Raw genomic sequence first — 15,671 nt, forward strand, 5'->3', positions numbered from 1 at the left:
ATATGGCAAATACACAGCACGTGAGAGACGCGACGGAACCTGTGCCCACGGGTGGCTTCATATGCCGTGAATATTCACCCGGGAGCAAGTCTTGACCAGTGCCAATCCGCCTGTCGGCCCAGCAACACCTGTGTCCGCCAGTGTTTCATTGAATGTACTGACCATGAACATGCACATGGGCTTTGGCATTTTCAATCGCCGCTTCATTCTGCCGGAGTTGCGTGAAGCTGTGCGCACTGTATCGGCCGATATTGTGTTTCTTCAGGAAGTGCACGGCGAACAGCAGAGCCACGCGCGCAGGGTCAAGGACTGGCCGACGATTTCGCAGTACGAGTTTCTGGCCGACAGCATGTGGAATGATTTTGCCTACGGCCGCAATGCGGTGTATCCGGATGGCGATCATGGCAACGCGTTGCTGTCCAAATACCCGATCATCCAGCATGAAAACCTCGACATTTCCATTCATGGCACCGAGCAGCGCGGGTTGTTGCACTGCATTCTCGACGTGCCACATGCGGGCCGGGTACATGCGATCTGTGTGCATCTGGGGTTGCGTGAAAGCCATCGGCGTCAACAGCTCAAACTGCTTAACGAGCTGATGGCACGTATTCCCGAGGGCGAGCCGGTCATCGTTGCCGGTGACTTCAATGACTGGCGCCAGCGCGCCGATGCATCACTGCAGGGCAGCGGGCTGCATGAGGTTTTCGTCGAGCGCTTCGGGGCGCCAGCCAAAAGCTTTCCGGCCCGTTGGCCCTTGCTCTGCCTGGACCGGATCTATGTCCGCAATGCGACGTCGCACCGGCCGAAAGTGTTGTCCAGCCGACCGTGGTCGCACCTTTCCGATCATGCACCGCTGGCGGTGGAGTTGACCTTATGAGCAATACGACAGGGCAGTGGCGCGACGGCAACTCGGTAGAGTTGCTGATCAATGGCGAGGATTTCTACGCCCGCGTATTCGAATGCATACGTGCCGCGCGCAAAGAAGTGCTGATCGAGACCTTCATTATTTTTGAAGACCGGATCGGCGAGAGCCTGCAACAGGCGTTGCTCGAAGCCGCCGCGAATGGCGCGAAGGTGGTCGTCACGGTGGATGACTATGGCACCTCGGACCTGAGTTCGACGTTTGTCAAAACCATGATCGACGCCGGTATCCAGATTCAGCTGTTCGATCCGCGCCCGCGGTTCATGGGCATGCGCACCAATCTGTTTCGCCGTCTGCACCGCAAGGTGGTGGTGATCGATGGCGAACTGGGCTTTATCGGCGGCATCAACTACAGCGTTGATCATATGACCGACACCGGTCTGACGGCCAAACAGGACTACGCCGTTCTGGTGCGCGGGCCGATTGTTGGCGACATTCACCACAGCGCGTTGAATATGCTCAGCAAGGTCGTTCGTGACAAATTGCCGCCCATTGCACTCAAGCTGGACCGCGCCGGTGACGCCAGCATGCTGCTCGCCGAGCGCGACAATGACGAGCACAGCACCGACATCGAAGAGCAGTACCTGGAGGCGATTCGCGCTGCTAAGCAACGCATCACCCTGGCCAATGCGTATTTTTACCCCAGCTACCGCTTTCTGCGTGAGCTGCGCAACGCCTCACGGCGGGGCGTCAAGGTCACCCTGATCCTGCAAGGCCAGCCCGACATGCCGTTCGTGCGGGTCTGCTCGCGACTGACCTACACCTACCTGCTGCGCGATGGCGTGGCCATTCACGAATACAAGCAACGTGCATTGCACGGCAAGGTCGCGCTGATCGACCAGGACTGGTCCACCGTGGGTTCCAGCAATCTCGACCCGCTGAGCCTGGCGCTGAACCTGGAAGCCAACCTGTTCATTCGTGATCGCACCCTCAATGAGCATCTGCAAAATCATCTGATGGAGCTTGCCGCGGCGCACAGCAAACAGATGAGCCTCAAGGGGGCGGCGCGTGGTCAGTGGTGGCGTGCGCCGATGATCGTATTGAGTTTCTTTTTCCTGCGCCGTTTCCCGGCCATTGCCGGTTTGTTTCCGGTTCACGGTGTGCGCCTCAAGCCTTTGCGTGCCGGTGATGTAGTGCCTGAAGCGAAGGTGATCGAACAGCAACAGAACAACCATCCGATGGATCAGGAGAAAACCCTATGACCCAAGCCACGCAGGCAGCGCCGCACAGTGCGCAGGGAACCAGGTGGAAGTGGGCAAAGCGGGCGTTCAATCTGTTTTTCTTCATCGCCGTCCCGGTTCTGCTGTTTATGCTGGTCAAGAAGCTTGACTGGCAAGAGGTGAAACAGGCGTTGGCCTCCTACAAGGCCAGCACCCTGGCTATCGCGGCGGTGGTGGCCTTTGCCAGCTACGCCACCTACTGCGGCTTTGACGTGTTGGCGCGTTATTACACCCGGCACACATTGGCGATCAAGCAGATCGTGCCGGTAACGTTTGTCTGCTACGCGTTCAACCTCAATCTCAGTTCCTGGGTGGGCGGCATTGCCTTGCGTTACCGCTTGTATTCGCGACTGGGGCTGGACGTTTCGACCATCACGCGCATTCTCAGCCTGAGCCTGATCACCAACTGGCTGGGCTATATGCTGCTGGCCGGTTTTGTGTTTTCGATGCGCTTTCTGGAGTTGCCTGAGGAGTGGTCGATCGGCACCACAACCCTGCAACTGATCGGCTTCGGACTGTTGGCGGTGTGTTTTGCCTATCTGTTGGCCTGCCGGTTTTCGAAGAAACGCTCATGGACCATCCGTGATCAGGAATTCAATCTGCCGTCGATGAAGCAGGCCCTGATGCAGGCCAGTCTGGGCGCACTGAACTGGTCGTTGATGGCGGCGGTGATTTACACCCTGCTGCCGGACAAGGCGTTTTATCCGGCGATTCTCGGCGTGTTGCTGATCAGCAGCATCGCCGGAGTGATCACTCATATTCCAGCGGGCCTCGGCGTGCTCGAGACAGTGTTCATCACCTTGCTGGCGCACCAGTTCTCCAAGGGCAGCCTGCTCGCGGCGCTGATCGGCTACCGCGCAATCTACTTCCTGTTGCCGCTGCTGCTGGCACTGGTGGTGTATCTGGTGCTGGAAAAACGCGCGAAGAAGATGGGCGAGAAGAACCAGCAGCGCATGGGCGAGGAAGCCAAGTCCTGAGGGCTCAGCCCTCAATCATCAAAGCCGACCTGCTCGTGTATTTCGTCGACCTTGAGTTCCAGGCGATAGGCCACGGCGATGAACAGTGCCTGGCACAGGCATAGCGTGGCGCTCAGCGAGCGGAAGGCGAACGAGCTGCCCTCGTTGACCAGCAACACCGAGTTGGCGCGCTTGGCCAGCGGCGACAGGTTGCTGTCAGTGATGATCAGCGTCTTGGCCTGATGGTGCTGGGCGATGCGCAGGCAGTGCTGGGTCTCCTTGCCATAGGGCGTGAAGCTGATGGCAATCACCAGATCATTGGCGCGCACACTGCGCATTTGCTCGCGATAGCTGCCGCCCAGGCCGGAGATCAGGTGAATGCGCTTGTTGGTGTGTTGCAGGTTGTAGACCAGATAATCAGCCACCGCGAATGAACGGCGCACACCCACCACATAGATGTTGTCGGCGTTGACCACCAGGTCCACGGCCTTTTCGAATTCATCGTCATCCAGCTCGACACTCAGGCGTTCCAGGCCGGAGAGGGTGGCGCTGACGCATTCGCGTGCCAGATCGCCTGCGTTGGCTTTCTGTGACTTATTGGCGATCAGGCTGCGGATACGCTGCTGGTAATTCTGCACCGGCGTGGTCTTGTGCGTATAAGCCTCGCGAAACAGCGCCTGCATCTCGCTGAAGCCACTGAACCCGAAGCGCTGGGAAAATCGCACGATGGCCGAGGGGTGGACTTCGCACTCGCGGGCGATGTCGCTGATCCGGTCAACCATGATCCGGTCGCTCTGCTGGCTCATATAGCTGGCAATCCGTTTGAGCTGGCGTGGCAGGCCTTCGTATTCATCAGTGATCAGCCGCAACAAGCCTTCGGCACTGTTCGGCGGCATATCGACGCTCGTCCCGGGCAGAGTGGGCTGATCGGCGCTGGTCATATTCACATCCTTTCTGCTTGTTCTTTTTCAGGGCAACGGCGTGCAGGGCAATGCCGTTGCGGGCCTGACGGTGGAGGCTGCCTTGCGGCAGGAACGACGACTATATCCTACCCGCGTGCGCAGTGTGCCAGCACTTGAGTGGTGGTATGGAAAAAATATTCCACTAAAAATAATTATAGAAAAAATATTGATTGATGTGCCTTGACGTTTTACGCTGCATTCACAAAGCAGCGTGTACACATGATGCAAGCGCTGCAGGCTGATAAAAATAACAGGAGCCACCATGGGCCAGACACGCTTTGCCACTGGGCGTCAGTTGGATCTGATTTGCCTCGGACGCCTGGGCGTCGACCTTTATGCGCAGCAAGTGGGGGCGCGGCTGGAAGACGTTTCCAGTTTCGCCAAGTACCTGGGCGGCTCGTCGGCCAATATTGCCTTCGGCACCGCCAGGCTCGGGCTCAGGTCGGCCATGCTGAGCAGGGTCGGCGATGATCATATGGGCCGCTTTCTGGTCGAATCCCTGGCCCGCGAAGGCTGTGATGTCAGTGCGATCAAGCGCGACCCCGAGCGCCTGACGGCGATGGTGCTGCTGGGGCTGAAGGATCGTGAAACCTTCCCCTTGGTGTTCTACCGTGAAAACTGCGCTGACATGGCCCTGCGCGCCGAGGATATCGACGAACAGCAGATTGCATCCAGCAAGGCGCTGCTGATCACCGGCACGCATTTCTCCACTGATCAGGTGTTCAAGGCCAGCAGCCAGGCGCTCGACTATGCCGAGAAGCATGACGTCAAACGCGTGCTGGACATCGACTACCGCCCGGTGCTCTGGGGGCTGGCAGGCAAGGCCGATGGCGAGACCCGGTTCGTGGCCGATCAGAAGGTCAGCCAGCATGTACAGCGCATCCTGCCGCGTTTCGACCTGATCGTCGGCACCGAAGAAGAATTCCAGATTGCCGGCGGTGCCACCGATTTGCTCGCGGCCCTGCGCAGGGTGCGTGAACTGACGGCCGCAACGCTGGTGGTCAAACTCGGCCCGCAAGGCTGCACGGTGATTCACGGGGCCATTCCTGCGCGGCTGGAAGAGGGCGCTATCTACCCCGGCGTGCAGGTCGAAGTGCTCAACGTGCTCGGTGCGGGCGATGCGTTCATGTCCGGTTTTCTCAGCGGCTGGCTCAAGGAGGCCAGTGACGAACGCTGCTGCCAGCTGGCCAATGCCTGTGGCGGGCTGGTGGTGTCGCGTCACGCCTGCGCGCCTGCGATGCCGACCCCGGCCGAACTCGATTACCTGTTCAACAGCCCGCAACCCATCACCCGCCCTGATCAGGATGTCGCCCTGCAACGGCTGCATCAGGTCAGCGTGCCGCGCAAGCAGTGGCGGCAGTTGTTCATCTTCGCCTTCGATCATCGCGGCCAGTTGGTCGAACTGGCGCAACAGGCCGGGCGTGATCTGGGCAGCATCAGCCAGCTCAAGCAGTTGTTCGTGCAAGCGGTCGAGCGGGTCGAAGCCGACCTGCGCAAGCGCGGTATCGAGGCCGATGTCGGTCTGCTTGCCGACCAGCGCTTCGGTCAGGATTCTCTCAACGCCGCAACCGGTCGCGGCTGGTGGGTAGCGCGTCCGGTGGAAGTACAGGGCTCAAGGCCGCTGGCCTTCGAGCACGGTCGCTCCATCGGTAGCAATCTGCTCGCCTGGCCGCAAGAGCAGATCATCAAGTGCCTGGTGCAATATCACCCCGATGACGAGCCGATGCTGCGCCTGGAGCAGGAAGCGCAGATCAAGGCGCTCTACGACGCTTCGAAAGTCAGCGGCCATGAGTTGCTGCTGGAAATCATTCCGCCCAAGGATCACCCGTCGCCTCATCCGGACGTGATGCTTCGCTCGCTGAAGCGTTTGTACAACCTGGGCATCTACCCGGCGTGGTGGAAGATCGAGGCGCAGAGCGCGCAGGTCTGGCAGCAACTGGACGAACTGATCCAGCAACGCGATCCGTATTGCCGCGGTGTGGTACTGCTCGGGCTCAATGCGCCTGTCGAAGACCTCGCCGCCGGCTTTGCCGAAGCACGCCACAGCCGCGTCTGCCAGGGCTTTGCCGTCGGCCGGACAATATTCCGTGAGCCAAGCCGGGCCTGGATGGCCGGAGAAATAGACGATGCGACGCTGATCAGTCGGGTGCAGAGCACCTTCAACTGGTTGATCGAGTCCTGGCGCGAAAGCCGCGCCTGATTCGTTTCGGATTTCGACGCCACAAGAACGTCGCGATAACAACAAAAAAGGTGCAGCCATGCCCGTTTCGACTTCCACACCCAGAATCCGCATCGGCATCAATCCGATCTCCTGGAGCAACGATGATTTGCCGGCCCTTGGCGGAGAAACCCCGTTGAGCACGGCGCTCAGCGAAGGCAAAGCCATTGGTTACGAGGGCTTCGAGCTCAACGGCAAGTTTCCGAAAGATGCCAAGGGCGTCGGCGATGTATTGCGGCCCCATGATCTGGCGTTGGTGTCCGGCTGGTACTCCAGCCGCCTGGCGCGGCGTTCGGTGGCCGAGGAAATCGAAGCCATCACCCCACATGTGCAGCTGCTCGCCGAAAATGGCGCTTCGGTGCTGGTGTATGGCGAAGTGGCCGACTCGATTCAGGGGCAGCGTATCCCGCTGGTCGAACGACCGCGTTTTCACACCGATGCCGCCTGGCATGAGTACGCCGAAAAACTCACCGAGCTGGCACGTTTTACCCTGTCCCGCGGCGTGCGTCTCGCGTATCACCACCACATGGGCGCTTATGTCGAGTCGCCGCAGGATATCGACCGGCTGATGGCGCTGACCGGTGAGGAAGTCGGCCTGCTGTTCGATTCCGGGCATTGCTACATGGGCGGTGGCGAACCTCTGCAGGTGTTGAGCAAGCACATCCAGCGTATCTGTCATGTGCATTTCAAGGACGTGCGCAAGCCGGTGGTGCAACTGGCGCGCAACAATCTGTGGAGCTTTCCCGACTGCATCATCAACGGCACCTTCACGGTGCCGGGCGATGGCGACATCGACTTCTCGGCGCTGCTCAAGGTGCTGCTGCAGGCCGATTACCGCGGCTGGCTGGTGGTCGAGGCCGAACAGGACCCAGCGGTAGCGCCGAGCTATGTGTACGCCAAAAAGGGCTATGACACGTTGCGCCAACTGCTGGCCGATGCACGCTAAGGAGGACTGAAACATGAATCTGCTGACCAAGAGCAAATCCACTGGCCGCGACGTCGTAGCGCTGGCCCCCGGTTCGCTGGAATACGTGAACTTCGCCGCCTACCGCCTGGAGTCCGGAGAAAGCCTGCCGTTGAGCGCAGAAGAAAACGAGCTGTGCGTGGTCCTGCTGACCGGGCACGCCAGCGTCAGTGGTGAAGCGCCGGGGCAGGGCGTTTTCAACTGGGAAAACATCGGCGACCGGCAATCGGTGTTCGAAGAGAAATCGCCATTCGCGGTCTACCTGCCGCCGCATAGCCAGGCGCAGTTTGTCGCGCGCGGCGCGGTGCAGCTTGCCGTATGCACGGCGCCGGGCGATGCCGGCAAACGTTTTCCGGCACGCCTGATCATGCCGGGCAGCATGAAGCGCAGCGTACGCGGCAAGGGCGCCAATACCCGCTATGTGTGCGACATATTGCCGGACAGCGAAGCGGCGCATTCGCTGCTGGTGGTCGAGGTGCGTACACCTTCGGGGCATTCCTCCAGTTACCCGCCGCACAAGCACGACCGGGACAACCTGCCGCACGAGAGCTTCCTCGAAGAAACCTACTACCACCAGGTCAACCCGCCGCAGGGTTTCGTTTTCCAGCGGGTGTACACCGACGACCGCAGCATCGATCAGGCCATGGCCGTGGAAAACAACGACCTGGTGACCGTGCCCAAGGGCTACCACCCGGTCTCCGTCCCCTATGGCTACGAATCCTGGTACCTGAACGTAATGGCTGGCCCGACGCGCGCCTGGCAGTTCCACAACGATCCGCAGCACAGCTGGCTGCTGGATCTCTGATTTCCCATTTTTGTTCTGGAGGCATGAGATGAACGAGTCACCGGTGATCGGCCACTACATCAACGGACACCTGAACAATGGCGAGGGCGAGCGTTACAGTGATGTCTTCAATCCGGCAGTCGGCACGGTCCAGGCGCGTGTTGCGCTGGCCAGCGTGAAGACCGTGGATGAAGCGGTTGCGGCGGCCAAAGCTGCGTTTCCGGCCTGGGCCGAGCAGTCCTCGTTGCGCCGGGCGCGGGTGATGTTCAAGTTCAAGGAGCTGCTGGACCAGCACCACGATGAACTGGCGCAGATCATTTGCCGCGAGCACGGCAAGGTGTTGTCCGACGCACGCGGCGAGGTGGTGCGCGGTATCGAGATCGTCGAATTTGCCTGCGGTGCGCCCAGCCTGTTGAAGAGCGATTTCAGCGACAACATCGGCGGCGGTATCGATAACTGGAACCTGCGTCAGCCACTGGGCGTCTGCGCCGGGGTCACGCCGTTCAACTTTCCGGTCATGGTGCCCTTGTGGATGATTCCCATGGCGCTGGTGACCGGCAACTGCTTCATCCTCAAACCCTCGGAACGCGATCCGTCGGCCAGCCTGCTGATGGCGCGCCTGCTCAAGGAAGCCGGCCTGCCCGATGGCGTCTTCAATGTGGTGCAGGGCGACAAGGTGGCGGTCGATGCGTTGCTGCAGCACCCTGACATCGAGGCCATTTCCTTCGTCGGCTCGACCCCGATCGCTGAATACATCCATCAGCAAGGCACGGCCCACGGCAAGCGCGTGCAGGCGCTGGGTGGGGCCAAGAACCATATGATCGTGATGCCCGACGCTGATCTGGATCAGGCCGCCGACGCCTTGATCGGGGCGGCCTATGGCTCGGCAGGGGAGCGCTGCATGGCGATTTCGATTGCCGTGGTGGTCGGCGATGTCGGCCAGCGCCTCGTCGACAAGCTGCTACCGCGCATCGACCAGCTCAAGGTCGGCAACGGCATGCAGGCCGATTCGGACATGGGACCGCTGGTCACCGCCGTGCACAAGGCCAAGGTCGAGGGTTTCATCGATCAGGGCGTCAAAGAGGGCGCCAGGCTGCTCGTTGATGGTCGCAACTTCAAGGTGCCGGGTGCCGAGCAGGGCTTTTTCGTTGGCGCGACGCTGTTCGACCACGTCACGCCGCAGATGCAGATCTACAAGGAGGAAATCTTCGGCCCGGTGCTGGGCATTGTGCACGTTGCGGATTTTGCCAGTGCCGTGGCGCTGATCAATGCCCACGAGTTCGGCAATGGCGTGTCGTGCTTCACCAGCGATGGCGGCGTGGCGCGTGCATTCGCTCGCAGCATCAAGGTCGGCATGGTCGGCATCAACGTGCCGATCCCGGTGCCCATGGCCTGGCATTCGTTTGGTGGCTGGAAGCGTTCGCTGTTCGGTGATCATCACGCCTACGGCGAAGAAGGCCTGCGTTTTTACAGCCGCTACAAAAGCGTCATGCAGCGCTGGCCGGACAGCATCGCCAAAGGGCCCGAGTTCAGTATGCCGACCGCCAAATAGTCTTCATCAATGGAATGTTGCGGAGAACAAAAACAATGAACCAACCTCTGCGTTTTGCCCTTAATCGAATGGTTGCGCCGCGCCTGTCTCTGGAAAGTTTCGTCGACCTGGCGGTGAAGCTGGGGGCCGATGCCATCGAGATTCGTAACGACCTCAAGGGCGTCGAGATCGAAAACGGCACTGCCCCCGGGGTCGTTCGTGATCTTTGTGCTGCCAGGGGGGTACAGGTGCTGTCCATCAACGCGCTGTACCCGTTCGATGTCTGGAATGAAGAGCGCGCTGCCCAGGCGACGAAGCTGGCGCAGTACGCCCGCGACTGCGGTGCCCGCGGTCTGGTGCTGTGCCCGCTCAATGACCGCGCCGACCCGCGCAACGGCGCGCAGCGCGCCTCGGGGCTGCGTACCGCATTGACCGCATTGGCCCCCATCCTTCGCGAGCACGGAATTCTCGGCTTGGTCGAACCGCTCGGCTTTGAGGAGTGCTCGCTGCGACTCAAGCGTCAAGCGGTGGATGCGATCAAAGCTGTGGGCGGGCTGGATGTCTACCGGCTGGTTCACGACACCTTTCATCACCATCTGGCCGGCGAGGTCGAGCTGTTCCCGGAACTGACCGGGCTGGTGCATATCTCCGGCGTCGAGGATGCACAGGCGCCGCTGAACAGCATTCGCGATGGTCATCGCGTGCTGGTCGGCGAAGGCGACATTCTGGGCAATGCGTCGCAGATCGAGCGCTTGCTGGACAGTGGCTATCAGGGGCATCTGTCGTTCGAGCCGTTTGCCGAAAGCGTTCATGCGCTGGACGATATCCCTCAGGCAATAGCGGCAAGCATGACGCATTTGTCACGAGCCGTTTCGCCGCGCCACTGACTTCAGCCTTCAGGCCACCTCAAACCCTGGCCACTTCAAACAAGAACAAGGTGCGAACATGAGTACAACCCGACTGACCATGGCCCAGGCCCTGGTGAAGTTTCTCGATAACCAGTACGTCGAAGTCGATGGCGTACAGAGCAAATTCGTCGCTGGCATCTTCACCATTTTCGGGCATGGCAACGTGCTTGGGATTGGGCAGGCGCTGGAGCAGGACTGCGGCGACCTGGTGGTCCATCAAGGACGTAACGAGCAGGGCATGTGCCATGCCGCTGTCGGTTTTGCCAAACAGCACCTGCGTCGCAAAATCTACGCGTGCAGCTCGTCGGTCGGTCCAGGCGCGGCGAACATGATCACCGCCGCTGCAACGGCCTCGGCCAACCGCATTCCGCTGCTGCTGTTGCCGGGTGATGTCTATGCCAGTCGCCAGCCCGATCCGGTGTTGCAGCAGATCGAGCAGTTTCACGACCTGAGCATCAGCACCAACGATGCGTTCAAGGCGGTGAGCAAATACTGGGACCGTATCAACCGTCCCGAGCAGTTGATGAGCGCTGCGCTCAATGCCATGCGCGTACTGACCGATCCGGCCGATACGGGCGCCGTTACCCTGGCGCTGCCTCAGGATGTGCAGGCTGAAGCCTACGACTACCCGGACAGCTTTCTGCAAAAACGCGTGCACCGTATCGACCGTCGCCCGCCGAGCCAGGCCATGCTCGAAGACGCGTTGCAGCTGCTGACGGGCAAGCGCAAGCCGCTGCTGATCTGTGGCGGCGGGGTGCGTTACTCAGGTGCAGCCGATGCCTTGCAAGCCTTTGCCGAGCGCTTCGATATCCCGTTCGCCGAAACCCAGGCCGGCAAGAGTGCCATCGTTTCGGCGCACCCGTTGAACATGGGCGGCATCGGCGAAACCGGCACGCTGGCAGCCAATCGGCTGGCCAAAGAGGCTGACCTGATCATCGGCGTCGGCACCCGTTACAGCGATTTCACCACCGCGTCGAAATGGCTGTTCCAGAACCCGGATGTGCAGTTTCTCAACCTCAATGTCGGTGCCTTCGATGTGCAGAAACTGGACGGTGTGCAGGTGCTGGCTGATGCGCAGACGGCATTGCAGGCGCTGACCGAAAGCCTCCAGGCCTGCGGTTATCGTGCGGCCTGGGGCGATGCACCGCAATCGGCACGTGCCGAGCTGCATGCCGAGGTGGATCGCCTGTACGCGGTCGAGTACCAGAACGAGGATTTTGTCCCGGAAATCAACGATCACCTGGACCCTGCGGTGCTGCGCGAGTTTATCGAGCTGACCGATTCGTGCCTGACTCAGAGTGGTGTGTTGGGCATCCTCAACCAGAGCCTGCCTGCCGATGCGGTGATCGTTGCAGCAGCGGGCAGCTTGCCGGGTGATCTGCAGCGCGCCTGGCGCAGTACCGGAGTAGATACCTATCACGTCGAATACGGTTATTCGTGCATGGGTTATGAGGTCAACGCCGCACTGGGCGTGAAGCTTGCGGCGCCGCATCGGGAAGTGTTTGCACTGGTGGGTGACGGCTCTTACATGATGCTTCATTCCGAGCTGGCGACCTCCATCCAGGAGCGGCGCAAGATCAACGTTGTGTTGCTGGACAATATGACCTTCGGCTGCATCAACAACCTGCAGATGGAGCACGGCATGAACAGCTTCGGCACTGAGTTCCGTTTCCGCAATCCGGAAACCGGCAGGCTCGACGGTGACTTCGTGCCGGTGGATTTCGCCATGAGTGCTGCTGCCTATGGCTGCAAGACCTACAAGGTGAGTACGGCCGACCAACTGCGCAACGCACTGGCCGATGCGCAACGTCAGACGGTGTCGACGCTGATCGACATCAAGGTCCTGCCCAAGACCATGATCCACAAATACCTGTCGTGGTGGCGTGTAGGGGTTGCCGAAGTGTCGACCACCGGCACCACCGCTCAGGTGTACGAGAAGCTCAACCGCGAGCTGGCCAAGGCTCGCCAGTACTGATCACTTTTATCGTTCAGCGCTCGTGAACCGTTCACGGGTATATCCAATAACAAAAAAGGAACATGAAAATGGCATTGAAACTCGGCGTGATCGGTACAGGCGCAATTGGTCAGGATCATATCCGGCGCTGCAGCAAGACGCTGGTCGGCAGTCAGGTGGTGGCCGTCACCGACATCAATCTCGAACAAGCAGCGAAGGTGGTGCGCGATCTGGACCTGAGCGCCGAAGTGTATGCCGACGGGCACGCATTGATCGCCGCGCCGGACGTCGAGGCGGTACTGGTCTGTTCCTGGGGCCCCAGTCATGAAGCGTTCGTGCTGGCGGCAATTGCCGCAGGTAAGCCGGTGTTCTGCGAAAAGCCGCTGGCAGTCACTGCCGAAGGCTGCCGGCACATTGTCGAAGCCGAGATCGCCAGTGGCAGGCGTCTGGTTCAGGTGGGGTTCATGCGCCCTTATGATCAGGGCTATCGCGCGCTCAAGGCAGTGATCGACAGTGGCCAGATCGGCGAGCCGCTGATGCTCCACTGCGCGCACCGCAACCCGCGTGTTGGCGAGAATTACAAGACCGACATGGCCATCACCGATACGCTCATTCACGAACTCAACGTGCTGCGCTGGCTGCTCAACGATGACTATGTGTCGGTGCAAGTGGTATTCCCGCGCAAGACCAGCAAGGCCCTGGCGCACATGAAGGACCCGCAGATCGTGATGCTGGAAACGGCCAGAGGCACACGCATCGACGTCGAAGTATTCGTCAACTGCCAGTATGGCTACGACATCCAGTGTGAAGTGGTCGGCGAGAGCGGTATTGCCAAACTGCCGGAGCCCTCTCAGGTCCAGTTGCGCAGCGAAGCGAAGTTGTCCAACGCGATTCTGATGGACTGGAAGGACCGCTTCATTGCTGCCTACGACGTCGAGTTGCAGGACTTCATCGACGGCGTCAAAGCGGGGACCCTCTACGGCCCTTCGGCCTGGGACGGCTATGCCGCTGCCGTGGCCGCCGATGCCTGTGTGCTGGCGCAGAACACGGGAGCAGTCGTGCCGATCACCCTCGCCATGCGTCCGGTGTTCTATAGCTGAGCATCTTGCGGTTAACCAGGACATCTCTTGAACGGAACAAAAGGGAGGCATCATGCGTATTGCACTGGACCCTTACATGTATCGCCATCTGTCACTGGGGGCGATGGTCGATAAAACCGCGGAGCTGGGTTACGACTACATCGAGTTGTCGCCGCGTGAAGATTTCATGCCGTTTTACAAATACCCACGGGTGGATCGGGCGCGGATCAGGGAGTTTCGCAAGGCCTTGAGCGATGCCGGGGTGAAACTCTCCTCGCTGCTGCCGCTGTACCACTGGGCTGCGCCGGATGAAGACCTGCGTATTGCAGCGGTTCGCAACTGGAAACGCGCCATTCAGGTCGCCGTTGAAATGGACTGCGACCTGATGAATACCGAGTTCAGCGGGCAATCCGACCATGCGCTGGTCTGTGAAAACCAGTTCATGAAATCCATGGATGAATTGATGCCGCATTTCGAGCGCGAAGGTATAAAGCTCGATATTCAGGCGCATCCCTATGATTTCTGCGAGCGCAACAATGAGTCGGTGGATATCATTCGCGGGCTCGATCGCGACTGGATCAACTACCTGTACGCCGCGCCGCACACTTTTTTCTACGATGATGGCGTTGGCGATGTTGCCTCGATGCTCCGCTACGCTGGCGAAAAACTCACGCATCTGATCATTGCCGACACCTATAATCATCGGGCTTCTTCCAACCTGCGCTACATCGTCAACCCGCCCGGCGTGACGGCGACGGTGCATCAGCACCTGGACATCGGCCAGGGCGAGGTGAACTGGGAAGCATTTTTCTCAACGTTGCGGGATATCAATTTCGACGGTATTGCCACAGTGGCTGTCTTTGCCTGGGAGGAGCGCGCAGATGAATCGAGCCGATTCATGCTGGAGCGGGTCAAAAGCGAGCTGCTTCGTTGATACGGCGGCATCAAATACACGACCGATGGCTGCGGCCATGAGGTTCATGGACTACAGGAGATATCCATGCGTGCAGGGCTGGTGGGCTATGGCAAAGGAGGGCGTTACTTTCATGCGACGCTGATTTCAAGTTTGCCGGGCGCTACGTTTGTGGGGGTGGTGACCCGTTCACCCGAGCGCAAGCAGGAAGTGGCCACAGACCATCCCGGCGTGGCGACCTTCGACACACTGGCCGAGCTGGTTGCGGCCGGGGTTGATGTGGTGGTGATTTCCACACCGCTGGCCTCGCGGCGAGCGTTGATCCTCGAAGCGATAGAACTGGGTGTCGGGGTGGTCAGCGACAAGCCTTTCGCCAGTGATGCAGCGCAGGCGCGCGAGCTGGTGGACGCGGCCGAGCGACGTGGCGTATTGCTTAGCGTTTATCAGAACCGCCGCTGGGATTCGGACTTCCTCACCGTGCGCAAGTTGCTGGACAGTGAGGCGCTGGGCGCGGTCAGCCGGTTCGAGTCCAGCATCGAGCGTTATTCGCCACGTTCTGTCGGCAAGGCCAGCGGTGGTGGCATGCTGCGTGACCTGGGCAGTCATCTGGTGGATCAGGCGCTGGTGCTGTTCGGCCCGGTCGAACGGGTGTATGCCGAGCTGCAATACGCTGCGCCGCAAGACGAACTGGATCACACGTTCTTCGTTTCCCTGAGGCATGCCAGCGGCGTGACTTCACACCTGTCCGGCGGTTGCCTGCAAAACAGTGCAAGGCCGCGTTTCAGGGTCAGTGGAGCGAAGGGCTGTTACAGCGTCGACGGGCTGGACGGCCAGGAAGAGGCCGCCTTTGCCGGGCTGACGCCAAGGTCCGAGGGCGAGCGCTGGGGCGTCGAGGAGCATCGGCGCTGGGGCTGGTTCGAGCAGGGCGAACATCGCGAGCGTGTGCCGTCGGAGCGCGGTTGCTGGCTTGAGTTCTACCGCCAGTTGCAAAGCGCCGTTGACGAACAGGGCGGCAATCCGGTTAATCCACACGATGCGATAGCCGCGGCGCAGGTCATGGATGCCGCGCGCCTGAGCGCTAGAGAAGGGCGCGTTGTGGTGCTGTAGCCATTACGCGCTGCTGCGCACCCAGCCCCCGTTAGCGAAGAGAGCCTGACGCCTGCCGTGCGTCGGGCTTTTTCGCATCTGCGCCTGAACAAAATGAAATGGAATAAAATTCTAAAATCAGTTGAATTGGAAAATATTTTCCAATAGAGTCGT

13 protein-coding genes are annotated in these 15,671 nt (G+C 60.2%); 12 read left to right on the forward strand and 1 reads right to left on the reverse strand.

What is annotated here, in order from left to right; translation table 11 throughout:
* Nucleotides 1-91: 91 nt before the first annotated feature.
* From QRN50_RS16710 to QRN50_RS16720, 3 genes are read left to right on the forward strand one after another with little or no spacing between them, the layout of a single operon-like run.
* Entirely contained in the window at nt 92-877 is a 786-nt protein-coding gene (locus QRN50_RS16710) for an endonuclease/exonuclease/phosphatase family protein (RefSeq protein WP_011268327.1), read from the forward strand.
* A complete protein-coding gene (clsB, locus tag QRN50_RS16715) occupies nt 874-2,124 on the forward strand; it encodes a cardiolipin synthase ClsB (RefSeq protein ID WP_003403681.1) in 1,251 nt (416 codons plus the stop codon). Before QRN50_RS16710 ends, clsB begins: the two co-directional genes overlap by 4 nt.
* Nucleotides 2,121-3,119, forward strand: a complete 999-nt coding sequence (locus QRN50_RS16720; RefSeq protein WP_024650939.1) for a lysylphosphatidylglycerol synthase domain-containing protein — start codon at nt 2,121-2,123, stop codon at nt 3,117-3,119. The genes clsB and QRN50_RS16720 overlap by 4 nt, the downstream gene beginning before the upstream one ends.
* Nucleotides 3,120-3,130: 11 nt before the next feature.
* Here the strand turns inward: QRN50_RS16720 and QRN50_RS16725 are convergent, their stop codons facing one another.
* Nucleotides 3,131-4,039 (reverse strand): MurR/RpiR family transcriptional regulator, encoded by a 909-nt coding sequence (locus QRN50_RS16725; RefSeq protein ID WP_003315787.1) that lies wholly within the window; start codon nt 4,037-4,039, stop codon nt 3,131-3,133.
* A 283-nt stretch (nt 4,040-4,322) separates the two neighbouring features.
* On the opposite strand from QRN50_RS16725, the gene QRN50_RS16730 reads away from it, so the two are divergent.
* From QRN50_RS16730 to QRN50_RS16770, 9 genes are all read left to right on the forward strand, one after another.
* The gene (locus tag QRN50_RS16730; protein ID WP_058822195.1) at nt 4,323-6,260 is read left to right on the forward strand and encodes a bifunctional 5-dehydro-2-deoxygluconokinase/5-dehydro-2-deoxyphosphogluconate aldolase; all 1,938 of its coding nucleotides are present in this window, start codon (nt 4,323-4,325) and stop codon (nt 6,258-6,260) included.
* A gap of 58 nt (nt 6,261-6,318) precedes the next feature.
* Nucleotides 6,319-7,224 carry a myo-inosose-2 dehydratase gene (iolE, locus tag QRN50_RS16735; protein WP_011268323.1) on the forward strand — a complete coding sequence of 302 codons (906 nt, stop codon included), beginning with the start codon at nt 6,319-6,321 and terminating at the stop codon, nt 7,222-7,224.
* Between the two features lie 13 nt (nt 7,225-7,237).
* Entirely contained in the window at nt 7,238-8,047 is an 810-nt protein-coding gene (gene iolB, locus QRN50_RS16740) for a 5-deoxy-glucuronate isomerase (RefSeq protein WP_058822194.1), read from the forward strand.
* Nucleotides 8,048-8,075: 28 nt separating this feature from the next.
* The gene (locus QRN50_RS16745) at nt 8,076-9,578 is read left to right on the forward strand and encodes a CoA-acylating methylmalonate-semialdehyde dehydrogenase (RefSeq protein ID WP_024641783.1); all 1,503 of its coding nucleotides are present in this window, start codon (nt 8,076-8,078) and stop codon (nt 9,576-9,578) included.
* A gap of 35 nt (nt 9,579-9,613) precedes the next feature.
* Nucleotides 9,614-10,444 (forward strand): TIM barrel protein, encoded by an 831-nt coding sequence (locus QRN50_RS16750; protein ID WP_060406685.1) that lies wholly within the window; start codon nt 9,614-9,616, stop codon nt 10,442-10,444.
* A 58-nt stretch (nt 10,445-10,502) separates the two neighbouring features.
* Nucleotides 10,503-12,440 (forward strand): 3D-(3,5/4)-trihydroxycyclohexane-1,2-dione acylhydrolase (decyclizing), encoded by a 1,938-nt coding sequence (gene iolD / locus QRN50_RS16755; protein WP_024641781.1) that lies wholly within the window; start codon nt 10,503-10,505, stop codon nt 12,438-12,440.
* A gap of 68 nt (nt 12,441-12,508) precedes the next feature.
* On the forward strand, nt 12,509-13,519 hold the full coding sequence (iolG, locus tag QRN50_RS16760) for a bifunctional inositol 2-dehydrogenase/D-chiro-inositol 1-dehydrogenase (RefSeq protein WP_024650943.1): 1,011 nt from the start codon (nt 12,509-12,511) through the stop codon (nt 13,517-13,519).
* A 52-nt stretch (nt 13,520-13,571) separates the two neighbouring features.
* Nucleotides 13,572-14,432, forward strand: a complete 861-nt coding sequence (locus QRN50_RS16765) for a sugar phosphate isomerase/epimerase family protein (protein WP_024641779.1) — start codon at nt 13,572-13,574, stop codon at nt 14,430-14,432.
* Between the two features lie 66 nt (nt 14,433-14,498).
* Nucleotides 14,499-15,518 (forward strand): Gfo/Idh/MocA family protein, encoded by a 1,020-nt coding sequence (locus QRN50_RS16770; protein ID WP_024641778.1) that lies wholly within the window; start codon nt 14,499-14,501, stop codon nt 15,516-15,518.
* Nucleotides 15,519-15,671: the final 153 nt, after the last annotated feature.

The organism is Pseudomonas sp. MEJ108 (assembly GCF_030208985.1).
Lineage (GTDB): Bacteria > Pseudomonadota > Gammaproteobacteria > Pseudomonadales > Pseudomonadaceae > Aquipseudomonas > Aquipseudomonas fragariae.